This is a genomic window from Mesorhizobium koreense (genome assembly GCF_031656215.1).
Classification (GTDB): domain Bacteria; phylum Pseudomonadota; class Alphaproteobacteria; order Rhizobiales; family Rhizobiaceae; genus Mesorhizobium_L; species Mesorhizobium_L koreense.
In genome coordinates this window covers 4685570-4711278 of record NZ_CP134228.1, presented here as the reverse complement: position 1 = coordinate 4711278, position 25709 = coordinate 4685570, and the positions used below count along the sequence as shown (strand labels likewise).

Annotated in this window: 27 protein-coding genes; 17 read left to right on the top strand and 10 right to left on the bottom strand. The window is 62.8% G+C overall.

All coding sequences use genetic code 11. The annotated features are described in order from the left end of the window. Window positions 1–32 precede the first annotated feature (32 nt). Window positions 33–950, top strand: a complete 918-nt coding sequence (locus RBH77_RS22460; RefSeq protein WP_371832895.1) for an amino acid ABC transporter permease — start codon at window positions 33–35, stop codon at window positions 948–950. A 66-nt stretch (window positions 951–1016) separates the two neighbouring features. Here RBH77_RS22460 and RBH77_RS22455 read toward each other — a convergent pair whose 3' ends face one another. Next, window positions 1017–1454: an SRPBCC family protein gene (locus RBH77_RS22455; RefSeq protein ID WP_311029793.1), complete on the bottom strand. Its 438-nt coding sequence runs from the start codon at window positions 1452–1454 to the stop codon at window positions 1017–1019. Between the two features lie 133 nt (window positions 1455–1587). On the opposite strand from RBH77_RS22455, the gene RBH77_RS22450 reads away from it, so the two are divergent. From RBH77_RS22450 to tdh, 4 genes are all read left to right on the top strand, one after another. Next, window positions 1588–2667 (top strand): adenylate/guanylate cyclase domain-containing protein, encoded by a 1080-nt coding sequence (locus RBH77_RS22450; protein ID WP_311032650.1) that lies wholly within the window; start codon window positions 1588–1590, stop codon window positions 2665–2667. 160 nt (window positions 2668–2827) lie between these two features. Beyond that, window positions 2828–4012, top strand: a complete 1185-nt coding sequence (locus RBH77_RS22445; protein WP_311029792.1) for a glycine C-acetyltransferase — start codon at window positions 2828–2830, stop codon at window positions 4010–4012. Between the two features lie 77 nt (window positions 4013–4089). Beyond that, window positions 4090–4707, top strand: coding sequence for an NADPH-dependent F420 reductase (locus tag RBH77_RS22440; RefSeq protein ID WP_311029791.1), 618 nt, complete (start codon window positions 4090–4092; stop codon window positions 4705–4707). A gap of 37 nt (window positions 4708–4744) precedes the next feature. Further along, entirely contained in the window at window positions 4745–5779 is a 1035-nt protein-coding gene (gene tdh, locus RBH77_RS22435; RefSeq protein ID WP_311029790.1) for an L-threonine 3-dehydrogenase, read from the top strand. Window positions 5780–5782: 3 nt separating this feature from the next. On the opposite strand, the gene RBH77_RS22430 is transcribed toward tdh, so the two are convergent. From RBH77_RS22430 to RBH77_RS22420, 3 genes are read right to left on the bottom strand one after another with little or no spacing between them, the layout of a single operon-like run. Further along, the gene (locus RBH77_RS22430) at window positions 5783–6196 is read right to left on the bottom strand and encodes a type II toxin-antitoxin system VapC family toxin (RefSeq protein ID WP_311029789.1); all 414 of its coding nucleotides are present in this window, start codon (window positions 6194–6196) and stop codon (window positions 5783–5785) included. After that, window positions 6196–6450: a type II toxin-antitoxin system Phd/YefM family antitoxin gene (locus RBH77_RS22425; protein WP_311029788.1), complete on the bottom strand. Its 255-nt coding sequence runs from the start codon at window positions 6448–6450 to the stop codon at window positions 6196–6198. Before RBH77_RS22425 ends, RBH77_RS22430 begins: the two co-directional genes overlap by 1 nt. A gap of 48 nt (window positions 6451–6498) precedes the next feature. Next, window positions 6499–6942 (bottom strand): MarR family winged helix-turn-helix transcriptional regulator, encoded by a 444-nt coding sequence (locus tag RBH77_RS22420; protein ID WP_311029787.1) that lies wholly within the window; start codon window positions 6940–6942, stop codon window positions 6499–6501. Window positions 6943–7078: 136 nt separating this feature from the next. On the opposite strand from RBH77_RS22420, the gene hmgA reads away from it, so the two are divergent. The 8 genes from hmgA (at window position 7079) to RBH77_RS22380 (ending at window position 15110) form a co-directional block, all read left to right on the top strand. Continuing rightward, window positions 7079–8392: a homogentisate 1,2-dioxygenase gene (gene hmgA, locus RBH77_RS22415; RefSeq protein ID WP_311029786.1), complete on the top strand. Its 1314-nt coding sequence runs from the start codon at window positions 7079–7081 to the stop codon at window positions 8390–8392. Then, window positions 8389–9291 (top strand): MBL fold metallo-hydrolase, encoded by a 903-nt coding sequence (locus RBH77_RS22410; protein WP_311029785.1) that lies wholly within the window; start codon window positions 8389–8391, stop codon window positions 9289–9291. The genes hmgA and RBH77_RS22410 overlap by 4 nt, the downstream gene beginning before the upstream one ends. Beyond that, window positions 9272–10285, top strand: coding sequence for a fumarylacetoacetate hydrolase family protein (locus RBH77_RS22405; RefSeq protein WP_311029784.1), 1014 nt, complete (start codon window positions 9272–9274; stop codon window positions 10283–10285). The genes RBH77_RS22410 and RBH77_RS22405 overlap by 20 nt, the downstream gene beginning before the upstream one ends. A 214-nt stretch (window positions 10286–10499) precedes the next feature. Then, on the top strand, window positions 10500–11450 hold the full coding sequence (locus tag RBH77_RS22400) for an MBL fold metallo-hydrolase (RefSeq protein WP_311029783.1): 951 nt from the start codon (window positions 10500–10502) through the stop codon (window positions 11448–11450). 31 nt (window positions 11451–11481) lie between these two features. Next, complete coding sequence (locus tag RBH77_RS22395) at window positions 11482–12021, top strand: DinB family protein (RefSeq protein WP_311029782.1); 540 nt, start codon at window positions 11482–11484, stop codon at window positions 12019–12021. A gap of 47 nt (window positions 12022–12068) precedes the next feature. Further along, on the top strand, window positions 12069–13691 hold the full coding sequence (locus tag RBH77_RS22390; protein WP_311029781.1) for an FAD-dependent oxidoreductase: 1623 nt from the start codon (window positions 12069–12071) through the stop codon (window positions 13689–13691). Then, window positions 13688–13894 (top strand): DUF2783 domain-containing protein, encoded by a 207-nt coding sequence (locus RBH77_RS22385; RefSeq protein ID WP_311029780.1) that lies wholly within the window; start codon window positions 13688–13690, stop codon window positions 13892–13894. The genes RBH77_RS22390 and RBH77_RS22385 overlap by 4 nt, the downstream gene beginning before the upstream one ends. 1 nt (window position 13895) lies before the next feature. After that, a complete protein-coding gene (locus tag RBH77_RS22380) occupies window positions 13896–15110 on the top strand; it encodes a M20 family metallo-hydrolase (RefSeq protein ID WP_311029778.1) in 1215 nt (404 codons plus the stop codon). An 83-nt stretch (window positions 15111–15193) separates the two neighbouring features. Here RBH77_RS22380 and hppD read toward each other — a convergent pair whose 3' ends face one another. Beyond that, complete coding sequence (gene hppD, locus RBH77_RS22375) at window positions 15194–16306, bottom strand: 4-hydroxyphenylpyruvate dioxygenase (protein ID WP_311029777.1); 1113 nt, start codon at window positions 16304–16306, stop codon at window positions 15194–15196. A gap of 375 nt (window positions 16307–16681) precedes the next feature. Here hppD and RBH77_RS22370 point away from each other — a divergent pair, with 375 nt between their 5' ends. The 4 genes from RBH77_RS22370 (at window position 16682) to RBH77_RS22355 (ending at window position 20377) form a co-directional block, all read left to right on the top strand. Continuing rightward, window positions 16682–17152 (top strand): Lrp/AsnC family transcriptional regulator, encoded by a 471-nt coding sequence (locus RBH77_RS22370; protein WP_311029776.1) that lies wholly within the window; start codon window positions 16682–16684, stop codon window positions 17150–17152. A gap of 142 nt (window positions 17153–17294) precedes the next feature. Beyond that, window positions 17295–18347 carry a TRAP transporter substrate-binding protein gene (locus RBH77_RS22365; protein WP_311029775.1) on the top strand — a complete coding sequence of 351 codons (1053 nt, stop codon included), beginning with the start codon at window positions 17295–17297 and terminating at the stop codon, window positions 18345–18347. 96 nt (window positions 18348–18443) lie between these two features. Further along, window positions 18444–19061, top strand: coding sequence for a TRAP transporter small permease (locus tag RBH77_RS22360; RefSeq protein WP_311029774.1), 618 nt, complete (start codon window positions 18444–18446; stop codon window positions 19059–19061). After that, window positions 19058–20377 (top strand): TRAP transporter large permease, encoded by a 1320-nt coding sequence (locus RBH77_RS22355; RefSeq protein ID WP_311029773.1) that lies wholly within the window; start codon window positions 19058–19060, stop codon window positions 20375–20377. The genes RBH77_RS22360 and RBH77_RS22355 overlap by 4 nt, the downstream gene beginning before the upstream one ends. Window positions 20378–20615: 238 nt before the next feature. On the opposite strand, the gene RBH77_RS22350 is transcribed toward RBH77_RS22355, so the two are convergent. The 5 genes from RBH77_RS22350 to RBH77_RS22330 all read right to left on the bottom strand — a co-directional run bounded on the left by RBH77_RS22350 (window position 20616) and on the right by RBH77_RS22330 (window position 25703). Beyond that, window positions 20616–20951: a protein tyrosine phosphatase family protein gene (locus RBH77_RS22350; protein WP_311029772.1), complete on the bottom strand. Its 336-nt coding sequence runs from the start codon at window positions 20949–20951 to the stop codon at window positions 20616–20618. A 52-nt stretch (window positions 20952–21003) separates the two neighbouring features. Continuing rightward, window positions 21004–21897, bottom strand: coding sequence for an MBL fold metallo-hydrolase (locus RBH77_RS22345; RefSeq protein ID WP_311029771.1), 894 nt, complete (start codon window positions 21895–21897; stop codon window positions 21004–21006). Window positions 21898–21991: 94 nt separating this feature from the next. Further along, on the bottom strand, window positions 21992–23140 hold the full coding sequence (locus RBH77_RS22340; protein WP_311029770.1) for an acyl-CoA dehydrogenase family protein: 1149 nt from the start codon (window positions 23138–23140) through the stop codon (window positions 21992–21994). Window positions 23141–23307: 167 nt separating this feature from the next. Further along, window positions 23308–24510 (bottom strand): pimeloyl-CoA dehydrogenase large subunit, encoded by a 1203-nt coding sequence (gene pimC / locus RBH77_RS22335; RefSeq protein WP_311029769.1) that lies wholly within the window; start codon window positions 24508–24510, stop codon window positions 23308–23310. An 11-nt stretch (window positions 24511–24521) separates the two neighbouring features. Then, complete coding sequence (locus RBH77_RS22330) at window positions 24522–25703, bottom strand: acetyl-CoA C-acyltransferase (protein ID WP_311029768.1); 1182 nt, start codon at window positions 25701–25703, stop codon at window positions 24522–24524. Window positions 25704–25709 lie beyond the last annotated feature (6 nt).

The window sequence follows — 25709 nt, the reverse complement described above, 5'->3', positions numbered from 1 at the left end:
TGGTCGCCTGCCTCGCGGTCGTTCTCACCTGGATGGGGCTCGGCGGCACGCGTGTCGGCGGTCTGCTGGCGCCGCTCCTGGGCGGTGCGACCGGCCCCGACACGGAACCGGGCCTGGCACTGAATATCGTGACCGGCATCCTCATTGCGGTCGCGGTATGGGTGAACGTCGCCATCGTGCGGCTCCTGCCCTTCGGCGCCCAGATCGTGGTCGTCTGGATCGAGCTTCTGCTTTTGTTTGTCGCCTTTGTCGGCAGTTTCAACCGCGACCTCGGCGTCTGGTTCGAGGAGAGCGAGACCGGCCAAACCAATATCGCCTTCCTCATCACGACGGGGGCGGTGACCACGCTCTATGTATCGCTGGTTTCGATTGCCATCGCCTGCTGCTTGGCGATGGCGGCCGCACTTGCGCGCCTGTCGAAATCCGGCCCGGCCTACGCCGTCTCGACCTTCTACACGTCGTTTTTCCGGGGCACGCCGCTGCTTCTCCAAGTCTATCTGATCTATCTCGGCCTGCCGACGCTTGGCCGCCAGTTCGCGCTCGACGCGGTGCCGTCTGGCATCATCGCGCTGTCGCTCTGTTACGGCGCCTACATGGCCGAGATCTTCCGCGCCGGCATTCTTGGCGTGCCGCACGGCCAGCGCGACGCCGCCATGGCGCTCGGCCTGCCGCCGGGGCTCACCTTCCGCAAGATCATCTTCCCGCAGGCGATGCGGCTGATCGTGCCGCCGACCGGCAACCAGTTCATCGCCATGCTGAAGGATTCCTCGCTGGTCTCCGTGATGGGCGTCTGGGAACTGACCAAGACCGCTCAGATCATCGGCAAGCGCGATTTCCGCGTCTTCGAAATGCTGATCGCGGCCGCCATCATCTATTGGGTAATGTCGATCTGCTTCGAACTGATCCAATCCCGCATCGAGCGCCATTACGGCAAGGGCTACGTGCGCTGAGGCCGGATCCTGTAGTAACCGTGGCGGACGAAAGGTGGATAGCTTCTTTCCGTCCCGTTTGCTCCTTTACGCATCTGGGTGCGTGTCCGGCCCCGGATCGCCACCAGTGGCTGCGATCGCCAGCCTGCCGAGATAATGGTTCCAGCCTTTCTCGTGGCTCGCCCGCTCCTCTTCGTTCGGCAATCCGCTGTGGGTGAAGCGCACCAGCGTTCCGCCGTCCTTTTCGACCAGGTCGATTTCGATCATGCTCGATCCTGGCGGGACTTCCTCGCGCCCTTCCCAACCGAAGCTGTAGGCTAGGCGATGCACGGGAATGACTTCCGTGAACTCGCCGCGTGCCGCGTATTTGCCGGCGACGCTGAGGAGATAGATGCCGCCCGGCCGTGCGTCGATCTTCGCGTTCGTGCCGATCCAGCGCAACATCTTATCCGGATCGGTGAGGAAGGCGAACACCGTTGCCTGCGGAGCCGCGATCTCAATTTCTCTATGAAGCGTCTCGGTCATGGACTGCGGCTTCCTTCGGTCGGAGGTGCGATTTCGGTGCCGGTGTCAGCAATGTAGCCCGATTGGCATTGCACGCAAGAAAGCAGCCGCCAGCCTCATGACAGGCAACCGACACCGTTGCATGATCCGCCGCATGAGATTGTCCTCTACTCTGTCCTTCCTGGTCGACGATGCTGTCGGCGTGCCCGACACCGCCGCTTTCCTGTCGGCACTTGGCGCAAGGCTCGTCGCGGACGGCCTGCCGATCACGGCCGGTGCGCTTACGCAGGCGGCGGCACACCCGATCATTGCGCGGCGCACATGGTTATGGCGGTCCGACACCGGGAGGGTTATCGAAGCATTGGGCTTCGAAGCCGCTGGCCCGGCAAATCCGGGGAGCCGGACCGTTGGTCGCGACTGGCTGGCTGGGCTGGGCGCCGCCACCGTACGGGAACATGTCATCGGCGATATTCACGACGGCGCGGTGATCAGCTGGGCGGCGAACAGGTCATTAAGCGGCTCCGAGTTGGAAGAGCTGCGTGAGGTGGCGCGTTTCGCGGCCTCGCCGCTTGCCGTCTTCGCCGCGCGCTCCACCCTAGCTGCGTTGCTGGAGGCCTATCTCGGTCGGCGCAGTGCGGCCCAGGTACTGGCTGGCCGCCTGCGTCGCGAGCTGGGAGAGATTGTCCGGGCGGCCTTGCTCTACGCCGATCTTCGGGGCTTCACGGAACTGTCGGAAATGACCGATCCCAAGGATGTAGTCACCGCGCTCGACGCCTGGTTCGACCGGATAGCCGGCGCGGTGCACGCTTTCGGCGGCGAAGTGTTGAAATTCATAGGCGACGGCGTGCTCGCGATCTTCCCTGTCGGAGAGCGGAACGCCTCCGCTGCATGCGACGCTGCGCTCCGATCTGTTGCTGCCGCACGTGCCGGCATGGACCACCTCGATCGCGCTCGCGCCGCACAAGGCTTGCCGCCGCTGCCGTTCGGCATGGCGTTGCATGTCGGAGAGATGCTGTGGGGTAATATAGGGACAGCCGATCGGTTGGATTTCACGGCGATCGGTCCCTCCGTTAACGTGGTAAGCCGGCTCGAAGGCCTTTGCCGGACGCTTGGCCGGCCCGTATTGCTTTCCGGCGCGTTCGCGGCGGAAACGACGCAGCCATTGCTCGCGCTCGGCGAGCACACGCTGCGCGGCATCGCGGCACCCTGCGCGGTGTTCACGCTGAACGAATAATTCGAACGGTTTCGACCAGCTTCCTGACGCAGCAATGGAGAAGAAATGGCGGCCGCCATATTCCTGTCCGATCAGTCGCTCTTCTCTGAGCGACATGGCGCATTTCCGATGGACTCGGCTCTCCTTCCGCGCCACATTCCGCCGCAGCCGAGGAGACGCCATGACCCAGGCATTTCTTTCCCACATCGAATCCGAACTCGCCGGCCTCAAGGGAGCCGGCCTCTACAAGAGCGAGCGGGTGATCACCTCGCCGCAATCGGCCCATATCCGCTCGGCCGGGCAGGACGTCCTCAATTTCTGCGCCAACAACTATCTCGGCCTTGCCGACAGCGCGGCGCTGGTCGAGGCCGCGAAGGATGCGCTGGAGCGCTACGGCTACGGCATGGCCTCGGTGCGCTTCATCTGCGGTACGCAGGAGGAGCACAAGCTGCTCGAAGCAAGGATTTCCGCCTTCCTCGGCATGGAGGACACGATCCTCTATTCCTCTTGTTTCGACGCCAATGGCGGTCTGTTCGAGACATTGCTCGGCGAGGAAGACGCTGTGATCTCGGACGCGCTCAATCACGCCTCGATCATCGACGGAGTGCGGCTTTCGAAGGCGAGGCGCTACCGCTACGCGAACAACGACATGGCTGATCTGGAGGCGCGGCTGAAGGAGGCCGCCGACTGCCGCTTCAGGCTGATCGCCACCGACGGCGTCTTTTCCATGGACGGCATCATCGCGAATCTGAAGGGCATCTGCGACCTTGCCGAGAAATACGATGCGATGGTGATGGTGGACGACAGCCATGCCGTCGGCTTCGTCGGTGAACACGGGCGCGGCACGCCGGAAGCCTGTGGCGTGGAAGGGCGTGTCGATATCGTCACCGGGACGCTCGGCAAGGCGCTGGGCGGTGCGTCGGGCGGCTATACGTCGGGCAGGGCAGCGGTGGTCGACTGGCTGCGCCAGCGCTCGCGGCCCTATCTATTCTCCAACACGCTAGCGCCGGTGATCGCGGCGGCCTCGCTGAAGGTCTTCGATATGGTCGCCGCCGGCGGCGATCTGAGAAAAAAGCTCTACGCCAATGCCGCGCGCTTCCGCGAAGGCATGACGAAACTCGGTTTCACGCTCGCCGGCGCCGGCCACCCGATCATCCCTGTGATGCTGGGCGACGCCAAGGTAGCGCAGGAAATGGCGGCGCGGTTGCTCGACCACGGCATTTATGTGATCGGCTTTTCCTTCCCCGTCGTGCCGAAAGGCCAGGCTCGCATCCGCACTCAGATGTCTGCCGCGCACTCGGCCGCCGACATCGATCGTGCGGTGGAGGCGTTCGGAACGATAGGGCACGAGATGGGGGTCATCTGATCCGGCAATCCGGCCAGCTTGAAACGGCACCTTGGTGATCCAAAATGGTGACGGGCGGCGGGACAGGAGCAGATAAGATGAAGATTGCGATAATTGGTGCTGGGAATGTGGGGAGTGCGTTGGGCGGCGGATGGCGAACGGCCGGTCACGAGGTCGTCTATGCGTTGCGCGACCGAACGAGCGACAGTGCACGGTCGATGGCCGACGAAGGCTTCCAGGTAGTTCCGCTCGATACGGCTTCCGATGCGGATGTGACGGTCCTGTCCCTACCTTGGGCTGCGGTCGAGGCGGCGTTGAAGGAAGTCGGCCCGCTATCGGGCTCCATCCTGGTCGATACCACCAATCCGCTGACGCCGTCGCTCGACCTGGCGATCGGCTTTGACCGATCCGCTGGCGAGCAGATAGCGAGTCTGGCCAAGGGCGCGCGTGTGGTGAAGGCGTTCAACACAACGGGTGCCGACAATATGGCTGCCGCGCGCGATTTCCCGTCGAGGCCGATGATGCCAGTGGCGGGCGATGACGCCGAAGCCAAGAGAGTGGTGTCGCGCCTGGCCGAGGAACTGGGTTTCGAGGCGATTGACGCCGGTCCGCTTGCCGCTTCACGATTGCTCGAGCCGCTTGCGATGTTCTGGATCAAGCAGGCGAATATCCAGAAGATGGGCCGCGACTTCGCCTTCTCGGTGGTTCGGCGTTGAAAATGGTTTCCGCCTCGGCCGACATGAAAGGATCCGCATGTCCAACATGATGAAGGCGCTGGTGAAGGCCAGGGCGGAGCCCGGCATCTGGATGGAGGAGGTGCCGGTTCCCGAGATCGGTCCGAACGACGTGCTGATCAAGGTCCGGAAGACCGCGATCTGCGGCACCGACGTCCATATCTACAATTGGGACAAATGGGCGGCGAAGACGGTGCCGGTGCCCATGGTGACGGGTCACGAATTCGTCGGCGAAGTGGCGGATGTCGGCTCGGCGGTGACGGAATACAAGCGCGGCCAGCGCGTCTCGGGCGAGGGGCACATCGTCTGCGGCCATTGCCGCAACTGCCGCGCGGGCAGGGGGCATCTGTGCCGCAATACCAAGGGTGTCGGCGTCAACCGCCCCGGCGCCTTCGCTGAATATGTGGCCGTCCCGCAGCACAATGTCGTGCCGATTCCCGACGATATTCCAGACGAGATCGCGGCGATCTTCGATCCGCTCGGCAATGCGGTGCACACCGCGCTCTCTTTCGATCTCGTCGGCGAAGACGTGTTGGTGACAGGCGCCGGGCCGATCGGCATCATGGGCGCGCTGGTGGCGCAATGCGTCGGTGCCCGCAAGGTGGTCATTACCGACATCAATCCCGTACGACTCGACCTGGCTCGCAAGCTCGGCATCCAGCATGTCGTCGATGCGTCGAAGGAGAGCCTGCGCGACGTGATGCGCGCCGAGGGTATGACCGAGGGGTTTGACGTCGGGCTTGAGATGTCGGGCGCCGCACCCGCCTTCCGCGACATGATCGACACCATGAACAATGGCGGCAAAATCGCCATTCTCGGCATCGCGCCGACCGGCTTCGAGATCGACTGGAACAAGGTCATCTTCAAGATGCTGACCCTGAAGGGCATCTACGGGCGCGAGATGTTCGAGACCTGGTACAAGATGATCGCGCTGGTGCAGGGCCCGCTCGACGTCTCCGGCCTCATCACGCACAGGATCGGCATCGATGACTTCCAGACTGGCTTCGACGCCATGCGGTCGGGCAATTCCGGCAAGGTGGTGATGGACTGGTGAGGGTCAGGGGTTGATGTTCAGGACCAGGTCGACCTGTTCCTTCAATGCTGCTCTGGCCATTGCCTTGTCGAGAGTGGCTAGCGGCAGTGCCAGCCGCCGCGCCAATTCGACGTAGCTCGCATCATAGACAGTCAGGCCATTGCGCCGGGCAATTTCCATCAGGCCGCGTTCGTCGGGTTCGCGGTCGAAAACGATCGGGAGCGAGGCGAGGCTATCCTGAATGAAGTGCGTCTGGTCCTCTGACAGGTGCTTTCGCCTCTCTGCAACAAGCAGGGTGTTCCGGACCTCGAACCACCAGACTGCCGGAACGGCCGCATGATGCCGGACCAGAAGGTCCTGGACATATTCGGCGAGAAGGCTCTCCTCGTCAGGCAACAGCCATGCTGCGGTAACGGACGCATCGAGTACAAAAGCCATCAGTAGCGATGGCCCTCATGGCGCCATTTGAGAACGTCTTCCAGCGAGATACCCGTCTTGGGCAGGGATGCACGAAGATTGCGCAATCCTTCTATCGCCCCTCGAACCTGTTCGCGGTCATGACGATGCACGGGAACAATTCGCGCAATCATCTTACCGTGGCGTGTCACGCCAATCGTTTCCCCGCGCTCCACATCGCCGAGAATTTCTGACAGTTTCGCCTTCAACTCGGTGGTAGCAACATGCTTGGTCATTTTGACTGGTCCTTCTGACCACATTTTAAGGCCGGTGCGGGCAAGAGGTCAAGACGCTTCGATTGCGCATCGAAGCACTGCAAGTCCGTCGAGAACCCGTTGGGCGTCTCTCCCTTCAATGCGACTTAGTAGTTTCGCTTCGAAATCCCGCGCCACCGGCACCATGGCGCGATAGGCCGCGCGTCCGGCCTTGGTCAGCGTCAGCCGTTCGACCCGGCGGTCGGCGGGGTTGGTCTCGCGCTCCAGCCATTTGCGCTTCTCAAGCGCCGCGACGGCCCGTGACACCTTGGTCTTGTGCATGGCCGAATGCGCGCCGATGGCCGTCGCCGTCATCGTGCCATACTGTCCGAGCGTGGCGAAGACCCGCCATTCGGGCCGCGTCAGCCCGTAACGATCATGATAGGCTTTGGCGAATTCGCGGCTCACCGCCTCCGAAAGACGCATGAGGCGGTAGGGCAGGAAATTTTCGAGGATGAGGTTATCGTCGGGCATGGAGCATGGTCCATATCGGCAGTGAAAACATCGCCTCGAGGCGCCCGCGAAGCGGACTTCGAAGGGTTGATGGTTACATTCCTGATGGTTACAAATGCAACAAACTGGCCATGCGGTCAAATCGAAGGAGGCGATCATGACGCTTCATTACATGCCGGGCTTCGGCAATGATTTCGAAACCGAGACGCTGGAGGGTTCGCTGCCGCAGGGCATGAACTCGCCGCAGCGCCCCGCCTACGGGCTTTATGCCGAGCAGCTTTCAGGCTCGCCCTTCACCGCGCCGCGCGGCACCAACGAGCGCTCCTGGCTCTACCGCATCCGCCCGAGCGTGAAGCATACGGGCCGCTTCAAGGCGATTTCCTTCGAGAACTGGAAGACCGCGCCCAACCTCGACGATCACGAACTGGCGCTCGGCCAGCTTCGCTGGAACCCGACGCCGATGCCGAATGTCGAGACGGATTTCCTTTCCGGCATCCGTACCATGACAACCGCCGGTGACGTACTTGGGCAGTCGGGGATGGCAGCGCATGTCTATGTCGCCAACACCTCCATGGTGGACGACCATTTCTTCAACGCCGATGGCGAACTCCTGATCGTGCCGCAGGAAGGCGGCATCCGCGTTGTCACCGAGATGGGTGTCATGGAGATCCGTCCGACCGAGATCTGCGTCGTCCCGCGCGGCATGGTCTTCAAGGTCGAACTCATGGATGGACCGGTGCGCGGCTATATCTGCGAGAATTACGGCGCCAAGTTCACCATGCCGGACCGCGGACCGATCGGCGCCAACTGCCTCGCCAATCCGCGCGATTTCAAGACGCCGGTCGCCTGGTACGAGGAGAAGGAAAAGCCCTGCCGGCTTTTCGTTAAATGGTGCGGCAGGTTCCATGTGACCGAACTCGACCATTCGCCGCTCGACGTGGTCGCATGGCATGGCAACTATGCGCCCTACAAATATGATCTTAAAACATATTCTCCGGTCGGCGCCATCCTGTTCGACCACCCCGATCCGTCGATCTTTACGGTGCTGACGGCGCCATCGGGCGAGGAAGGCACGGCGAACGTCGATTTTGTCATCTTTCCGCCGCGCTGGCTGGTTGCGGAGAACACCTTTCGTCCGCCATGGTATCACCGCAACATCATGAGCGAGTTCATGGGGCTGATCGAGGGGAAATACGACGCCAAGGAGGAGGGTTTCGTGCCGGGCGGCATGAGCCTGCACAACATGATGCTGGCGCACGGGCCCGACGCCGACGGCTATCGCAAAGCATCGCTTGCCGAACTGAAGCCGCAGAAGCTCGAGAACACCATGGCGTTCATGTTCGAGACCCGCTTTCCGCAGATGCTGACCCGACATGCCGCCGAGATCGAGACCCGGCAGGATAATTACATCGACTGTTGGTCGGGCCTGAAGAAGCGCTTCAACGGCACGCCGGAGGGTGATTGGTCGTGACCGAAAGGCTGGTCCTTCTCGGCACCAAAGGTGGCCCGGCGATCCGGCCGGGCGGCCCGATGCCGACCTCTTCGCTTCTGGAGATCGGCGGCCGCCGCATCGTGGTGGACTGCGGGCTCGGCGTGACGAAGGGCTTGGTCGATGCCGGCATGGCGCTGAAGACGCTCGATCTCATCTTCATCACGCATCTGCATTCGGATCATGTGCTGGAACTCGGCGCGCTGCTTCATACGGCATGGACGGCCGGCCTCTCGACGCCGGTCAAGGTCTTCGGCCCCGCGGGCACGGAAGCCTACTGGCTTAGTTTCTGCCAAGCGCTCGATTTCGATATCGAGATACGCATCGAGGACGAGGGGCGGCCCGACATCCGTGAACTGGTCACGTTCGATGAATTCACCGAAGGCCCGATCATGGAAGAGGATGAACTTGCAGTCTCGACGCTGCGCGTCGACCACCCGCCGGTGACGGAGTGCTACGCGCTCCGCTTCGATCATAGCGGCCGCAAGATCGTTTTCTCATCCGACACCGCTTATTTCCCGCCGCTGGCCGATTTTGCAAAGGGCGCCGACATCCTCGTTCACGAGGCCATGCTGGAAGCGGGGGTCGACCGGTTGGTGGAGCGCACCGGCAACGGCGAGAGACTGAAGGCTCATTTGATGGCGAGCCACACGCTCGCCGCCGACGCCGGCCGCATTGCAACCGACGCCGGGGTCAAACATCTCGTCCTTCATCATCTGATCCCGGCCGATGATCCCGAATTCGGCGAAGAACATTGGCGCGAAGCGCTGCGGACAAGCTGGAGCGGCCCCTTGACCATCGGGCGCGATCGCCTGACGCTTACGATCGAACAGAAGGCGGACGCCCGGAGGATATCAACGCATGAAATTGGCCACGCTTAAGAATGGTACGCGCGACGGTTCCCTGGCCGTCGTCTCGCGAGACCTGACCCGCTTCGCGGACGCCTCTTTCCTGGCGCCGACGCTGCAGGCGGCGCTCGACGACTGGACGAGGGTTTCCCCGCATCTGGCCGCCCTTGCCGAGTCGCTGGAACTCGGCTCTGTGCCGTCCGAGCGCTTCCATGAGCATGAGGCGATGTCGCCCCTGCCGCGCGCTTATCAATGGGTGGACGGTTCGGCCTATGTGAACCATGTCGAACTGGTGCGGAAGGCGCGTGGGGCCGAGATGCCGGCAAGCTTCTGGACCGATCCCCTGATGTATCAGGGCGGTTCCGACACGTTCGTTGGGCCGCGCGATCCGATCGTGCTGGCCGACGAGGCCTACGGCATCGACATGGAGGCGGAAGTCGCAGTCATCGCGGACGACGTGCCGATGGGGGCAAGCGCGGATGAGGCAGGCATTGCCATTCGCCTCGTCATGCTGGTCAACGACGTTTCGCTGCGCAACCTGATCCCGGCCGAACTCGCCAAAGGTTTTGGTTTCTTCCAGGGCAAACCGTCCTCCGCCTTCTCGCCGGTCGCGGTGACGCCGGACGAGCTTGGCGATGCCTGGAACGGAGGCAAGGTGAACCTGCCCTTGATGGTCGATCTGAACAGCAAGCCCTTTGGACGCGCCAATGCCGGTATCGACATGACCTTCGACTTCCCGACGCTGATCGTGCATGCGGCGAAGACAAGGGCGCTTGCGGCCGGCACCATCGTCGGCTCCGGCACCGTCTCCAACAAGCTCGACGGCGGGCCAGGCAAGCCGGTAGCCGAGGGCGGCGCCGGCTATTCCTGCATCGCCGAGATTCGCACCATCGAGGCCATCGAGAAAGGATCGCCCACGACGCCCTTCATGCGCTTCGGCGACCACGTGCGGATCGAGATGAAGGACAAGGCAGGCCGCTCGATCTTCGGCGCCATCGAGCAGAAGGTGGAAAAATACGAGAGGTGAGGAGGAATGTTTGGTGCGTCCTTCGAGGCTCGCTCCGCTCGCACCTCAGGATGAGGGAGGTCGGAGCGCAGCTTCTCTCAACTTGAGGCTCCCAGCACAGCCATTGAGCATTACGCTTATCTATGGAAGGCACCAACCTCCCTCATCCTGAGGTGCGAGCGGAGCGAGCCTCGAAGGACGCACGACCTATGAACTGCAACCGGAGCATCTGACCTTGCCCAAGAAATTCGCTTCCACCGGCGACCTCGCCGAGAAGAAAATCTCCTTCACCGAGATCGGCCGCGACCTCTGGGCTTTCACCGCCGAGGGCGATCCGAACACCGGCGTCATCATCGGCGAGGATTCGGTCATGATCGTCGACGCGCAGGCAACGCCGAGGCTCGCCGGCAAGGTGATCGAGAAGATCAGGACCGTCACCGACAAGCCGATCAAATATGTCGTGCTCAGCCACTATCACGCGGTCCGTGTGCTCGGCGCCTCGGCTTACGACGCGTCGGAGATCATCATGTCGGATGTCGCCCGCGCGCAGGTGGCGGAACGCGGCAAGGAGGATTGGGATTCGGAGTTCGGCCGCTTCCCGCGCCTGTTCGAAGGGCATGAGTCCATTCCGGGCCTGACCTGGCCTTCACTGACATTCAGCGATCGCATGACCGTCTACATGGGCAAGCGCCGCGTCGACCTCATGTTCCTTGGCCGCGCCCACACGGCCGGCGATATCGTCGCCTATGTGCCGGACGAGAACGTCATGTTCACCGGCGATATCGTCGAATACAAATCGGCCTGCTATTGCGGCGACGGGCACTTTTCCGACTGGCCGACGACGCTGGAGGCCGTCCGTGCCTTTGGGCCCGACGCCATAGCGCCCGGCCGTGGCGACGCGCTGGTGGGCGAAGAAAGGGTCAACGAGGCGCTCGACCTGACCAAGGATTTCGTGCTCTCGACCTATCGTCCGGTGGCGCGGGTGGCGCAGGGCGGCGGCTCGCTGAAGGAGGCCTGGGACGCAGCCCGCGCCGCCTGCGACTCGAAATTCTCGACCTACGCCATCTACGAGCATTGCCTGCCCTTCAACGTCGCGCGCGCCTATGACGAGGCGCTCGGCATCGATAATCCGCGCATCTGGACCGCCGAGCGCGACAAGGCGATGTGGGAGGAATTGCAGGGATAGGTGTCTCGGTGGAGCATCGGGAGGAAAAACTTTGAGCGCGCTGACCGGCCATTTCGCCGCCATGGCACGCAACAACCGTTGGGCAAATCATGTGCTCCTGCGTGCCTGTGCGCGGCTCGACACGGAGGCTTTCACCGCGAGGCGCACGTCGTTCTTTCCTTCGATCGCCGAGACGTTGTCGCATATCTATTTCGTCGATACTTTGTACGTCGACGCGCTGGAGGAGGGCGGATTGGGCCTCGCGGTTTTCCGCGATGAGCGCGTCTTCAGTCATGCCTCTGATCTGATACCGCTTCAGGCAAAGGTCGACTGGCGTCTCATTCGCTTCTGTGATGGTCTCGCTGAAGCTGATCTGCCGCGGAAGGTAACCACCGATCGCGGTGAAAAGGGCCAGTTGCAGGAGCGGATAGACAACACTCTGGCGCATCTCTTTCAGCATCAGATTCATCATCGAGGGCAGGTGCATGCCATGCTCGCTGGGACAGAAGTGAAGCCGCCGCAACTCGATGAGTTCTTCCTTGATTTCGAGAGAGCCGACGACATTGACGCCGCGCTGGCGGAAGGACGGTGATGGCTCTGCCGATTATCCCGCAATCCGTTCCGTAAGCGTGAACCTGGATGCCCCGCTATTCCTACAAGCCGTTCCCCTATGCGACGCCGCCTGAATTACGGGGCGTGAAGCCCGGCCGCTATCCGGTCACGATCGTCGGCGCGGGGCCGGTGGGACTGTCGATGGCGATCGACCTTGCGCTGCACGGCATCCCCTCGGTCGTTCTCGACGACAACGATGTCGTTTCGCTCGGCAGCCGCGCCATCTGCTGGTCGAAGCGCACGCTGGAAATCTTCGACCGGCTCGGCGTCGGCGAACGCATGGTGGAGAAGGGTGTCACCTGGAAGGTCGGCCGGCTGTTCCATCGCGACCGCGAGGTGTGGAATTTCGATCTGCTGCCGGAGCCCGGCCACAAGATGCCGGCCTTCATCAACCTCCAGCAATATTATGTCGAACAATATCTGGTCGAGCGCGCGGCCGATTTTCCCGACCTGATCGACCTCAGATGGAAGAATCGCCTCGTCTCTCTGGAAAAGCTGGCCGACGGCGCGCGCGTGACGGTCGAGACGCCCGACGGTATATATACGCTTGAGACGGATTGGCTGATCGCCTGCGACGGCGTCCGCTCTTCCACGCGTTCCATGCTGGGCCTCGATTTCGAGGGCCATGCCTTCGAGGAACGGTTCCTGATAGCCGATGTCGAGATGAAGGCGGATTTTCCGTCCGAGCGCTGGTTCTGGTTCGAGCCGCCTTTCCATTCCGGCCAGTCGGCGCTTCTGCATAAGCAGCCGGACGATATCTACCGCGTCGACCTCCAGCTTGGGCCGAATGCCGACCCGGAGGAAGAGAGGAAGCCCGAGCATGTCATCCCGCGCATCGAGAAGGTGCTCGGTCATTCCGATTTCACGCTCGACTGGGTTTCGGTCTACACTTTCCAGTGCCGGCGGCTGCAAAACTTCGTCCATGACCGCATCGTCTTCGCCGGCGACAGCGCCCATATCGTTTCGCCCTTCGGCGCGCGCGGCGGCAATGGCGGCATCCAGGACGTCGACAATCTTGCCTGGAAGCTGGCGCTGGTGCTTAAACGCGAGGCGCCGGAAAGCCTGATCGCCACCTATGACGAGGAGCGCGTCTTCGGCGCCGACGAGAACATCTTGAACTCGGCCCGCGCCACCTCCTTCATGACGCCGAAATCGAAGATGGAGAGGCTGTTCCGTGACTCGGTGCTTCATCTCGCCGGCGAGCACGATTTCGCTCGCCGGCTTGTCAATTCCGGCCGTCTGTCCAAGCCCTGCTCGCTGGCGGGATTTTCCTTGCAATCGGGCGCGGAAGGCGAGGGCGGTGTCATGCCGGGTTCGGCGATGCCGGATGCTCCGGTCAAGAACGGCAGGGGCGGCTGGCTGCTCAACCATGTCGGCGGCCGCTTCGCTCTGATGGCGGTGGAGGCGAAATTGCCGCAAGAAACGCCGCCGTGCGTAGAGCGCATTGTGGTCACCCACGACCAGGGGCAAGGCGGCGACAACGCCGACACGATCCTCCTGGATACGGAAGGCCTCGTAACCGCTCGCTACGGCGCGGGCATGGTCTACCTCATCCGGCCGGACCAGCACATCGCCGCGCGCTTCGGCGACGCCACGCCGGCGAAGATAGGAACTGCAATGGCGCGAGCAACGGGGAAGTCGGCTGGATGAGCGACAAGCAGGAGATCGGGCGCGACCGCCTCGGCCCTCGCGGCGACGAATTCTATGCCGCGCTCATGGCCGCGCATGAGGGGCTCTCCTTCGAGGAAAGCGCGGCGCTTAATGCGCGATTGGTTCTAGTGCTGGCCAATCTTGTCGGTGACCCCAGGAGCTTGGAACAGGCTCTGGCGGCGGTGCAAAAAAGGGCTTCCTGACATGTCGGGAAAGAGGCGCATTCCGGTCAAGCCTGAAAGGATGCTGGCCGAACTCGATCGACTGCGCCGCATCGGCGGCGCCGGCAAGGGTGTCCGCCGCCCGGCTTTCAGCGATGCTGACATGGAAGCGCGGGTCTGGCTCGCCGCGCGGATGAAGGAGGTAGGGCTGGAGACTATAGTCGATCCGTGGGGCAATCTCTTCGGCCTGCCGCCGGGGGACGGGCCCTGCCTTCTGGTCGGCTCGCATAGCGATACCCAGCCGCTCGGCGGCTGGCTCGATGGCATCTACGGCGTGGCTTGCGGGCTGGAACTTGCACGCGCCGCGCGTGAAACCGGTGGACCGCGCATCGCCTGTGTCTCCTTCCAGGATGAGGAGGGCCGCTTCGGCGGCCTGACCGGAAGCGCCGTCTGGGCGGGCACGATGGCCGAAGATGCGGCCGACCGGCTGACCGACGCGCAAGGGATCACACTTGCGGAGGCACGCCGGCGAGCCCATGAGATCGCCGAAGTCCGGGAAGTGCCACCCAAGCTGTTTTCAGCCTATGTCGAAGCACATATCGAACAGGGTCCCGTACTCGACAGGACGAGTGAAATGCTCGGTGTGGTGGAGGCCATCGTCGGTGTGCGGTCGACCACGCTCGTCTTTTCAGGCGAGGCAAACCATGCCGGCACCACGCCGATGCCAATGCGCCGCGATGCCGTTCGCGGCTTCTATCGCTTCGCGAACGAACTCGACGCAGCCTTCGCTCCGCTGGTCACCGAGCGCACCGTCTGGACGCTCGGCCGGATTGTCGTGGAACCAAACGCACCGTCGATCGTGCCGGGCTCGGCGACGATTTCAGTGCAGATGCGCGATCCCGATGCGACCCGCCTCGACCGCCTGCTCGCTGAAGCTCTCGCCGTCGCCAGGCGAGTTGCAGAAGCTCAAAAGCTCGATCTTTCTGTCAGCATCGGCTTCACAGCCGATCCGGTTCCGATGGATGCCGGAATAATCGAGGCGCTGGCAGATGCAGCGGCCCGTGTCGCGCCCGGCCGTTGGCGCCGCATGCCGTCCGGCGCGCTGCATGATGCGACGAACGTATCGCGCGTCCTGCCTTCGGCGATGCTGTTCGTGCCGTCTATAGATGGCGTCAGCCACAATCCGGACGAGAACACGAAGCGATCTGACCTGGAGGCCGGGCTGCTGGCGCTGGCGGAAGCGATCCCGCAATTGTAGTTGAACGACCGGCCTGTAGGTTGCCCCGACAGGCCGGTCGTTTTACGCCGGCTCGTGGGCCGGCGCTTCCTCCCTCTGGAAACTTATTCCGCGGCTTCGACCTTGATGACGCCGCGCCGGATCTGATCCTCTTCGATGGATTCGAACAGCGCGCGGAAATTGCCTTCGCCGAAGCCCTCGTCGCCCTTCCTCTGGATGAACTCGAAGAAGATCGGGCCGATCACGGTCCTGGAAAATATCTGCAGCAGGATCTTGGTCATGCCGCCGTCGACCACGCCCTCGCCGTCGATCAGGATGCCGTATTTCTTCATCCGCTCGATCGGTTCGTCATGGCCGTTCACCCGGGCTTGCGACATCTCGTAATAGGTATCCGGCGGCCCGGGCATGAACTTCAGCCCTCGGTCAGCCAGCCTGTCAGTCGCGTCGTAGATATTGTCCGTTCCGACGGCGATATGCTGGATGCCTTCGCCGTTATATTTCTTCAGGTACTCGGCGATCTGGCTGGTCTCGTCCTTGGATTCGTTGAGCGGAATGCGGATCTTGCCGCAGGGCGAGGTGATCGCGCGGGAGACGAGACCGGTGATGCGCCCGTCGATGTCGAAGAAATGGATTTGTTTGAAGCCGAACAGGTCACGGTAGAAATCCCACCACTTGTCCATGTTGCCGCGATAGACGTTGTGGGTCAGGTGGTCGAGATAGTAGAAGCCGACGCCCTTGGGCTTCGGGTCGCTTGCGCCGAGCCAGTCGAACTCGGCATCATACGCGGAACCCTTCTTGCCATAGGTCTCGACGAAATAGATGAGGGAGCCGCCGATGCCGACGATCGCCGGCACGTCGAGCGTCTTGTCCTTCCCCGTGTAGGGCGTAGCGCCCTTGGCGACGGCATGGTCGAAGGCGTGCTTCGCATCGACCACCCGCCACGCCATGGCCGGCGCGCAGGGACCGTGCTCTTCCACGAAGCGCATCGCGTGGCTGCCGGGCTCGGCGTTGACCACGTAGTTGATGTCGCCCTGCCGCCAGACTGTGATGTCTTTGGTCTTGTGCTTTGCCACCGCGACATAGCCCATCCGCTCGAACAGTTCGGCGAGCTTCTGTGGCTCGGGATGCGCGAACTCGACAAACTCGAACCCGTCGGTGCCGGCGGGATTCTCCTTGCCGATCGTGGCGGGCGGTGCGTCGTGCGGAAAAGGTCCCATGGCATTGCTCCTCGTTTCTTGTGCGTCCTTCGAGGCTTGCTTCGCTCGCACCTCAGGATGAGGGAGGCCGTGCAAGGCCCCCAGGTTGAGGCCCGCGCGAAACTGCGGAGGGGGTGTGCAAGACACCTCGGAGAGGGCGGCCGCGCTGGGCTCTTCGAAAGAGTGAGGTTGCGCCGGCACCTCCGGTAGTTTCACGCTGACATCCCGGCTGGCGAAAGGCACCAACCTCCCTCATCCTGAGGTGCGAGCGAAGCGAGCCTCGAAGGACGCACTTCTACTGGACGCGATAGTAAACCCGATCCTCCGCACGGTGCTTGCATTCAAACGCTTGAAATGAGCCTCGCATGCGTAATTCATGCATGCTAAGATGGGTTTATGAGTGAATCAGAAACGATTGACGCTTTCGACCGCAAGATACTCGCGCTTCTACAGGCAGACGCGCGGCTCACCAACAACGACCTTTCCGAGCGCGTGAATCTGTCGCCGTCGCAATGCTCGCGCCGCCGGCAGCGCCTGGAGGAAGAGGGGCTGATCCGCGGTTATCGCGCGGTGCTCGATCGCGACCGCCTCGGCTTTCCGCTCGTCAACATCATCTCGGTCACGCTCGCCACGCATAACCGCGACAATGCGCGCCGCTTCGCCGAGCTTCTGGCGCGGCTGCCGGAAGTGCTGGAGGCGCACGCGTTGACCGGCGAGATGGACTATTTCGTCAAGGTGGTGACCCCGGATCTCAAGTCGCTCGCCGAATTCGTCAACGACGTGCTCCTGCCCCACGAATCGGTGCAGCACGTGAAGACTTCGATCGTGCTGCAAACGCTCAAGGAGACGACCGCACTGCCCCTGTGATGGGTGGGCGGCTGCGCCCGAAACGTTACGATTGCAGCCCAAAGTCGGTCTTTTTCGTTACAGGTCGGCATGCGACATTGCGCTTTCCCGAAAATGCTGGAAAGTGGCATTCGGGATGGAACAAAAAAATGGGAGGACGACAATGAGACGGGATTTCCTGAAAGGAATGGCGGCCGTCGGCGCCGTGGCCGCTACCGGCGGATTGCGCGGCGTCCGCAAGGCATTCGCCGCGCCCGAAGTGACGCTGAAGTTGCATCAGTTTTTGCCGGCGCAGGCCAACGTGCCGAAATACGTGCTCGATGTCTGGGCCGACAATGTCCAGAAGTCCTCGGGCGGCCGCATCGAGGTCCAGCGCTACCCGTCCATGCAACTCGGCGGCAAGCCACCGGAACTGATGGACCAGGCGATCGACGGCGCCGTCGATATCGTCTGGACGGTGGTTGGCTACACGCCGGGCCGCTTCCCGCGCCCCGAGGTCTTCGAACTGCCCTTCATGATGACGAACGCCGAGGCCACCTCGCGCGCCTATTGGGACCTGTTCCAGAGCGACATGGAAGGGCAGGATTTCAAGAACGTCCACATCCTCGGGACCTGGGTGCATGGGCCAGGCGTCATCCATACGCACGACCCTGTCAACAAGCTCGAGGACATGAAGGGCAAGAAGCTGCGCGCGCCGACCCGTGTCATCACCGGCATGCTGGAGCAGCTTGGCTCTACTGCCGTCGGCATGCCCGTCCCGGCGATCACAGAGGCGTTGTCCAAGGGCGTTATCGACGGTTGCGTCATCCCCTGGGAAGTCACCGACGCCCTGAAGGTGCCGGAACTCGTCCACAACCACACGGAGTTCCACGGCGACCGCGCGCTCTATACGACCGCCTTCGTGCTCGCCATGAACAAGCCGAAATACGAGAGTCTGTCCCCGGATCTGAAGAAATTCATCGACGACAATTCCGGCGCCGACTTCTCCGCCTTCGCCGGTAAGACGCAGGCCTATTGGGACGGCCCGTCGCGCGAGAAGGCGGTCAAGCTCGGCAACAACATCATCGAACTCGACCAGACCGAAGTGGACCGCTGGAAGAAAGCGGCCGAGCCGGTCTACGCCAAATGGATCGAGGAGATGAAGGGCAAGGGAGTCGACGGCCAGGCGCTGATCGACAAGGCTCGCTCGCTCATCGAGAAATACACCAAGGCATAGAGAAAATACGCTGGCGGCGATCCCCTTTTCGATATGGAAAGGTGATCCGTCGCTGGCATCTCTGCATTTTCCGGATCAGCCGCAGGAGAGGGACGGATGAACCTGACGCGCACTGTCGCCTGGCTCGCCCGGTCGCTTGCGATACTGGGCGGCGCCGTGCTGGTCGCCATAACGGCGCTCACCATGGCCAGCATCCTCGGCCGCGCCGTCGTCACGGTCGCCTATTCGCACACGCCGGACTATCTCGCCTTCCTCGATCTTCCGCTCGGCTGGCTGCGCAGCGGCGCAAGGGTGCTGGCGAGCCATGGCATCGGGCCGGTGCCGGGTGACTACGAGATGGTGCAGGACGGCGCCGGCTTCGCCATCTTCGCCTTCCTGCCCTGGTGCCAGTTGAGCCGCGGCCATGCGACGGTCGATGTCTTCACGTCCTTCCTGCCGGATCGGGTGAACCGCTGGATCGACCTTGTGAGCGAACTTCTGATGACGGCCGTCATCTTGCTCATCGCCTGGCGACTCGGCGTCGGTGCGATAGATAAGATGCGTTACGGCGAGACGACTTTCATCCTGCAATATCCGGTCTGGTGGGGTTACGCCTTCGCCATGGTCGGCGCCGCCGTCGCGGTTATCGTTTCCTTCTACATGCTGGCGGTCCGCGTCGGCGAGGTCGTCACCGGAAGGCCGGCTTTTCCACCCACGCAGGGAGGCATGCATTGACCAGCCTCGAAATCGGGCTGGCCTCGTTTCCGGTCCTGCTGTTCCTGATCTTCGCCCGTATCCCGATCGGGCTCGCGATGCTGCTTTGCGGGCTGGTCGGCTCCTGGATCGTGACCGGCACGACGCTGCCGATCCTCTCCAAGCTCAAATCCGAAACCTACACGACCTTTTCCGACTACTCGCTTTCCATCGTGCCGCTCTTCCTCCTGATGGGGCAGTTCGCCTCGCTCGGCGGCATGTCGCGCTCGCTCTTCAAGTCGGCGGAGAAATGGCTCGGCCACCGGCGCGGTGGGGTTGCGATGTCGGCGGTCGGCGCTTGCGCCGGCTTCGGCGCGATCTGCGGCTCGTCGCTGGCGACCGCCGCCACCATGGCGCAGGTGGCGCTGCCGGAACTGCGCCGCTACGGCTATTCGGAAGCGCTGGCGACCGGCACGCTCGCCGCCGGCGGGACGCTCGGCATCCTCATCCCGCCCTCGGTGGTGCTGGTCATCTACGCCATCCTCGCCGAGCAGAACATCGCCAAGCTCTTCCTCGCCGCTGTCGTGCCCGGCGTGCTCGCTGCGATCGGCTATATGATTGCGATCTCGATCTATGTCCGGCTTCACCCGAATGAGGCCGGCACGCGCGAGCCGGCGCCTTACGCCGAGCGCTTCCGCGCGCTGATCGACGTATGGCCGGTGCTCCTGGTATTCTTCGCCGTCGTCGGCGGCATCTATCTCGGCTGGTTCACGCCGACGGAAGGCGCGGCCGTGGGCGCCGCCGGCACCGGCATCATCGCCTGGGCGAATGGTGGTCTGACCCGGCGGTCGATGGCCGAGGCCATCCTCGGCACGGCGAGCGCCAGCGCCATGATCTTCTTCATCGTGCTCGGCGCCAGTTTCTACAATTCTTTCCTGGCGCTCTCGCAACTGCCGCAGGTGACGGCCGCCTATATCGCCGGTTCCGGCTACAGCCCATGGCTGGTGCTGACCGCGATCCTGCTGCTCTATCTGGCGCTCGGCTGCGTCATGGATTCGCTTTCCATGATCCTGCTTACCATCCCGATCTTCTATCCGATCATCATCGAGCTCGATTTCGGCCTGCCGAAGGAAGAATTGGCGATCTGGTTCGGCATATTGGCGCTGATCGTGGTCGAGGTCGGACTGATCACGCCGCCGGTCGGCATGAACCTCTTCGTCATCAATTCGATGGCGAAATCGCCCATCTCCGCGACCTATCGCGGCGTCATCCCCTTCGTCATCAGCGATATCGTGCGCACGGCGATCCTGACCATCTTCCCGGCGATCTCGCTGTTCTTGATCCGCTGGATGTATTGAGAGGGATGGAGAGAGGTGCGTCCTTCGAGGCTCGCTACGCTCGCGCCTCAGGATGAGGACCGCTTGCGCTTGCCTTTCCCCTTTACTGGAGGTTTTCTACTCGACTTTTGAAGCCCGTCCGCCGCATTGATACCTCAGGATAAGAGGCCTCGCGCAGACCTCCCTCATCCTGAGGTGCGAGCGCAGCGAGCCTCGAAGGACGCACGCAACCCACCGCGAAGCCTTCGGCCAGCACTCCTCACCCCTTCATCTGTTGCACCAGCCCGAACAGGTTCGTGCAGCGCGTGCCCGAACGGCAATAGGCGAGCACGGGCGTTTCCGCCTCGTCGAGAGCCGCCGCCATGTCGCGGACATTGTCGGTCGTCATGGCGCCGGAAACGACGGGGAGATAGACGAATTTCAGCCCGGCCGCTTCGGCCGCCTTCTCTATGTCGCCGTGCGGCACGGCACCGTCCTCGCTGTCGGGGCGGTTGGAGATGATGGTCTTGTAGCCGGCCTCGGCGATCGTCTTCACGTCGCGGGCGGTGATCTGTCCGGTGACGGCGAAGCCGTCGGCGATCGGGCGAATATCCATGACTTTCAATTCCTGTTGATGGTGGGGCGGCTTAGGCTGGATTGCTTGCCGTTCAAAGGCCGTTAAGCGGAACTTTGAGCATAGGCTTGCCGCTGCCATCGGTCGGCACATGCCCGGCGCGCATGTTCACCTGCAGCGAGGGGATGATGAGCTTCGGCATGGAAAGCGTCTTGTCGCGCGCCTCGCGCACCTTGACGAACTCGTCTTCGCTCACACCGTCATGGACATGGATATTGTGCGCCCGCTCGTCGGCGACGGTCGTCTCCCATTTGATGTCGCGGCCATTCGGTCCGTAATCGTGGCACATGAAAAGGCGCATTTGAGACGGTAGTTCCAGCACGCGCTTGATAGAGCGGAAAAGAGTGCGCGCGTCGCCGCCGGGGAAGTCAGCACGAGCCGAGCCGCCGTCCGGCATGAAGAGCGTGTCGCCGACGAAGGCGGCATCGCCAATCACATGCGTCATGCAGGCCGGCGTATGCCCCGGCGTCTCCATGACGTAGGCCGTCATCGAGCCGATCGTGTAGCTGTCGCCATCGGTGAAGAGGCGGTCGAACTGCGAGCCGTCGCGCTGGAACTCGGTGCCCTCGTTGAAGATCTTGCCGAACGTGTCCTGCACGATCTTGATGTTCTCGCCGATACCCATCTTGCCGCCGAGCTTCTGCTGGATATAGGGCGCGGCCGAGAGATGGTCGGCATGGGCATGCGTCTCGATGATCCATTCGAGCTTCAGCCCGTGATCCTTGATGTGCTGGATGATCCGATCGGCGTTGGCATAGGCGATGCGGCCGGCCGCATAATCGATATCCATGACCGAATCGATCACGGCGCAGGCATCGGATTTCGGATCCTTCACGACATAAGAGATCGTGCCGGTTTCCTTGTCGTAAAAGGCAGTGACCTCCGGTTTCACCGAGAGATCAGGCGTGAACGGGATCGGATCGGTCATGGCGGCACCTCGCAATGGCTGACGAACCATTCTACGATGGAAGCAAGAAGATGTCGAAGCGTTCCCCCTCATACAAATAGGGAGGGAAAGGCGTCTACGTCGCGAACAGCCCGCCCATCTTCGCCAGCCTGCCGAGATGGTAGGAACTGTCGCCGAAGGTGAAATCGATCATGGTCATGCGCTTGAAATAGTGCCCGACGGCATATTCCATGGTCATGCCGACACCGCCATGGATCTGCACTGCGTTCTGCCCAACCAGCGTTCCGCCGCGCCCGATCTCGGCCTTGGCGGCGTGCATGGCGCGCGCCCGTTCGGCGTCGTCCTCGCTGTCGGCCATCATCGTCGCGAAATAGGTGATCGATCGCGCCTGCTCGATCGCGACAAACATGTCGACGGCCTTATGCTGCAGGACCTGGAACGAGCCGATCGGCACGCCGAACTGCTTCCTGACCTTCATGTAGTCGACGGTCAGCGCGTGCATTGCCGACATCACGCCAACCGCCTCTGCCGAAAGCGCCGCGATGCCCTGGTCGACAACGCGATGGATAAGCGGCAGCCCGTCCTCCGGATCGCCGAAAACGGCATCGGCCGGCACGGAAACATTCTCCAGCGTGATTTCGGCCGCGCGCTGGCCGTCCTGCATCGGATAGCCGCGCCGCGTCACACCTTCCGCGTTGGCGTCCACGAGAAAGAGGCCGATGCCTTTCTCGTCGCCCTTACCGCCGGCGGTGCGTGCGGTGACGATCAGCCTGTCGGCGCTGTCGCCGCCGATGACGACGCCCTTGGCGCCGGAGATCCGCCAGCCCGTGCCGTCTTTCCTTGCCGCCGTCTCGACCTGGTTGAGATCGTAGCGTGAGTTGCGTTCGGTATGCGCGAAGGAGAGTTTCAGCGATCCTTCGGCGACCTGTGGTGCAAGCTCGGCCCGCAGCGCGTCATTGCCGCCGAGACGCAGAAAGCCGCCGCCGAGCACGACGGTCGGGAAATAGGGCTCCAGCGCCAGCGCGCCGCCGAGCGCCTCCATCACGATCATAGTCTCGACCGGCCCGCCGCCGATACCGCCATCCTCTTCTGCGAAAGGCAGCGCCATCAGCCCCATCTCGGCGTACTTGCCCCACATGCCGGCGCTCCAGCCTTCCGGCGCCGCCATGTGCTTCTTGCGCTCTTCGAAGCCGTAATTGTCGGCAAGCAGCCGGGTGAGCGAATCCTTCAGGATGGATTGTTCTTCGGAGAGTTCGAAATCCATGATTGGAACCTTGCTATTGGCACCGTTGGCGAGGTGGTCGGGTCACGGCACGGATCTTCGGCTCAAGCCGGAGGATGACGACCGCAAACGGGAAGTCGCGAATCTCGAACGCTGACGACTGGTGGCAAGCCTGCCCGTTTCGCCGGCTCCATACCTGTCGACCATCCTCAAAATCCCAGCACCGCCTTGGCGATGATGTTCTTCTGGATCTCGTTCGAGCCGCCGTAGATCGAGACCTTGCGCGTGTTGAAATAGGTCGGCGCGGCGAACGCGGCGTAGTCCGGGCCGATCGGTGGCTCGTTCCAGCGGTCGTCATTGTGCGGCTGGTAGGGCATGGCGTAGGGCCCCATCACCTCCATCAGAAGCTGCGTGGTCGCCTGCTGGATTTCCGAGCCTTTGATCTTGAGGATTGACGAGGCCGGGTCCGGTTTGCCGGACTTGCCGCGCTTGGCATCCGCCGCCACGACGCGGAGTTGCGTCAGTTCCAACGCCTTCAGGTCGATTTCGATCGAGGCGAGCTTTTCGAGGAAGCGCTGGTCCTCGATCAGCGGCTTTCCGCCTGCCATCTCCAGGCCCGCCAGTTCACGGATGCGCGCCACGCGCTGCTTGGAGATGCCGATGCGCGCGATGTTGGTGCGCTCGTTGCCCAGCAGGAACTTGGCATAGTCCCAGCCTTTGTTCTCCTCGCCGACGAGGTTCTCCGCCGGCACCTTCACGTCGGTGAGGAAGACCTCGTTGATTTCGCGGCCGCCGTCCATGGTGACGATCGGCCGGACCTCGATGCCCGGCGTCTTCATGTCGATCAGGAGGAAGGAGATGCCCTCCTGCTTCTTGGCGTCGGGATGGGTGCGCACGAGGCAGAATATCCAGTCGGCATGTTGCGCAAGCGTCGTCCAGGTCTTCTGGCCGTTGACGATGTAGTGATCGCCTTCTTTCACCGCACGCGTCTTCAGCGAGGCGAGGTCGGAGCCGGACCCCGGTTCGGAAAAGCCCTGGCACCACCAGTCGGTCAGGTCCACGATGCGGGGCAGGTACTTCTTCTTCTGCGCCTCGTTGCCGAAGGTGTAGATCACCGGTCCGACCATGTTGACACCGAAGGCGAGCGGCTGCGGCGCCGGCCATTTCTGCGTCTCTTCCAGGAAGATGTATTGCTGCATCGGCCCCCAGCCGGTGCCGCCATACTCGACCGGCCAGTGCGGCACGGCCCAGCCCTTCTCGGCGAGGATGCGCGTCCAGAGGACGATGTCGTCCTTGTCCATGGATTCCCCGTCGACCATCCGCTTGCGGATGTCTTCCGGCATCTTTTCCTTCAGGAAGTTTCTCACCTCCTCGCGGAAGGCGTTTTCCTCTGATGTGAAGCGAAGGTCCATGGCGATCCTCCTCAATTGATCTCGAACAATCCCGCGGCGCCCATGCCGCCGCCGACGCACATGGTGACGACGGCGTATTTCACCCCACGCCTTTTGCTTTCGATCAGCGCGTGGCCGGCGAGCCTGGAGCCGCTCATGCCGTAGGGATGGCCGACCGCGATGGCGCCGCCATCGACGTTGAGCTTCTCCGGGTCGATGCCGAGCCGGTCGCGGCAATAGATCACCTGCACGGCGAAAGCCTCGTTCAGTTCCCAAAGCCCGATATCGTCGACTTTAAGGCCATGCCGTTCGAGGAGCCGGGGCACGGCGAAGACCGGGCCGATGCCCATCTCGTCCGGCTCGCAACCGGCGACGTTGAAGCCGCGCAATATGCCGAGCGGTTCCAGCCCGCGCCTCGAAGCCTCCTTGTCGCTCATCATGACGTTGGCGGAAGCACCGTCGGAAAGCTGACTGGCGTTGCCGGCCGTGATCGTGCCGCCCTCGCGCACCGGCTTCAGGCTGGCGAGCCCTTCCGCTGTCGTGTCGGGGCGTGGGCCCTCGTCATGCGCCAGCGTCACTTGCTTGTGGCTGATCTCCTTGGTCTCCTTGTCGACCACGGCCATGGTGACGTCGATCGGCGCGATCTCCTTGTCGAAGCGCCCGGCTTCGCGCGCCGCCGCGACACGGCGCTGGCTTTCGAGACCGTATGCATCCTGTTTTTCGCGGGAGATATTGTAGCGCTTGGCGACAACCTCTGCCGTGTCGATCATCGGCATGTAGACGTCCGGCTTGATCTCCATCAGCTTCTCATCGCGAAGCTTATACGTATTGCGGTGATCGTTCTGGACGAGGCTGATCGATTCCAGCCCGCCGGCAATACCGGCTTTCACCCCGTCATTGCGGATGGCGTTGGCAAGCAGCGCCATCGACTGCAGGCCGGAGGAACATTGCCGGTCGATCGTCGTGCCGGCCACCGTCACCGGCAGCCCGGCGGTCAGCAGAGCCCGGCGCGCGACGTTCAGGCCCGTCGTGCCTTCCTGCATGGCGCAGCCCATGACGACATCCTCGATCTCGCCGCCTTCCACGCCCGAGCGCCTGAGTGCCTCGCGGATCGCATGCGCGCCGAGCGTCGCGCCGGTGGTGTCGTTGAGCGCGCCGCGGTAGGCCTTGCCGATCGGCGTGCGGGCGGTGGATACGATGACTGCGTCGACCATGTCCGG

Excerpts from the sequence above, each read along its gene's own strand:
- RBH77_RS22340 (WP_311029770.1), bottom strand. The coding sequence starts at position 23,140 with ATGGATTTCGAACTCTCCGAAGAACAATCCATCCTGAAGGATTCGCTC.
- RBH77_RS22460 (WP_371832895.1), top strand. The coding sequence starts at position 33 with ATGGGGCTCGGCGGCACGCGTGTCGGCGGTCTGCTGGCGCCGCTCCTG.
- RBH77_RS22425 (WP_311029788.1), bottom strand. The coding sequence starts at position 6,450 with ATGACCAAGCATGTTGCTACCACCGAGTTGAAGGCGAAACTGTCAGAA.
- pimC (WP_311029769.1), bottom strand. The coding sequence starts at position 24,510 with ATGGACCTTCGCTTCACATCAGAGGAAAACGCCTTCCGCGAGGAGGTG.
- RBH77_RS22405 (WP_311029784.1), top strand. The coding sequence starts at position 9,272 with ATGAAATTGGCCACGCTTAAGAATGGTACGCGCGACGGTTCCCTGGCC.
- RBH77_RS22380 (WP_311029778.1), top strand. The coding sequence starts at position 13,896 with ATGTCGGGAAAGAGGCGCATTCCGGTCAAGCCTGAAAGGATGCTGGCC.
- RBH77_RS22345 (WP_311029771.1), bottom strand. The coding sequence starts at position 21,897 with ATGACCGATCCGATCCCGTTCACGCCTGATCTCTCGGTGAAACCGGAG.
- RBH77_RS22350 (WP_311029772.1), bottom strand. The coding sequence starts at position 20,951 with ATGGATATTCGCCCGATCGCCGACGGCTTCGCCGTCACCGGACAGATC.
- RBH77_RS22430 (WP_311029789.1), bottom strand. The coding sequence starts at position 6,196 with ATGGCTTTTGTACTCGATGCGTCCGTTACCGCAGCATGGCTGTTGCCT.
- RBH77_RS22455 (WP_311029793.1), bottom strand. The coding sequence starts at position 1,454 with ATGACCGAGACGCTTCATAGAGAAATTGAGATCGCGGCTCCGCAGGCA.
- hppD (WP_311029777.1), bottom strand. The coding sequence starts at position 16,306 with ATGGGACCTTTTCCGCACGACGCACCGCCCGCCACGATCGGCAAGGAG.
- RBH77_RS22390 (WP_311029781.1), top strand. The coding sequence starts at position 12,069 with ATGCCCCGCTATTCCTACAAGCCGTTCCCCTATGCGACGCCGCCTGAA.
- RBH77_RS22420 (WP_311029787.1), bottom strand. The coding sequence starts at position 6,942 with ATGCCCGACGATAACCTCATCCTCGAAAATTTCCTGCCCTACCGCCTC.
- RBH77_RS22445 (WP_311029792.1), top strand. The coding sequence starts at position 2,828 with ATGACCCAGGCATTTCTTTCCCACATCGAATCCGAACTCGCCGGCCTC.
- RBH77_RS22450 (WP_311032650.1), top strand. The coding sequence starts at position 1,588 with ATGAGATTGTCCTCTACTCTGTCCTTCCTGGTCGACGATGCTGTCGGC.
- RBH77_RS22330 (WP_311029768.1), bottom strand. The coding sequence starts at position 25,703 with ATGGTCGACGCAGTCATCGTATCCACCGCCCGCACGCCGATCGGCAAG.
- RBH77_RS22365 (WP_311029775.1), top strand. The coding sequence starts at position 17,295 with ATGAGACGGGATTTCCTGAAAGGAATGGCGGCCGTCGGCGCCGTGGCC.
- RBH77_RS22440 (WP_311029791.1), top strand. The coding sequence starts at position 4,090 with ATGAAGATTGCGATAATTGGTGCTGGGAATGTGGGGAGTGCGTTGGGC.
- RBH77_RS22385 (WP_311029780.1), top strand. The coding sequence starts at position 13,688 with ATGAGCGACAAGCAGGAGATCGGGCGCGACCGCCTCGGCCCTCGCGGC.
- RBH77_RS22370 (WP_311029776.1), top strand. The coding sequence starts at position 16,682 with ATGAGTGAATCAGAAACGATTGACGCTTTCGACCGCAAGATACTCGCG.
- hmgA (WP_311029786.1), top strand. The coding sequence starts at position 7,079 with ATGACGCTTCATTACATGCCGGGCTTCGGCAATGATTTCGAAACCGAG.
- tdh (WP_311029790.1), top strand. The coding sequence starts at position 4,745 with ATGTCCAACATGATGAAGGCGCTGGTGAAGGCCAGGGCGGAGCCCGGC.
- RBH77_RS22360 (WP_311029774.1), top strand. The coding sequence starts at position 18,444 with ATGAACCTGACGCGCACTGTCGCCTGGCTCGCCCGGTCGCTTGCGATA.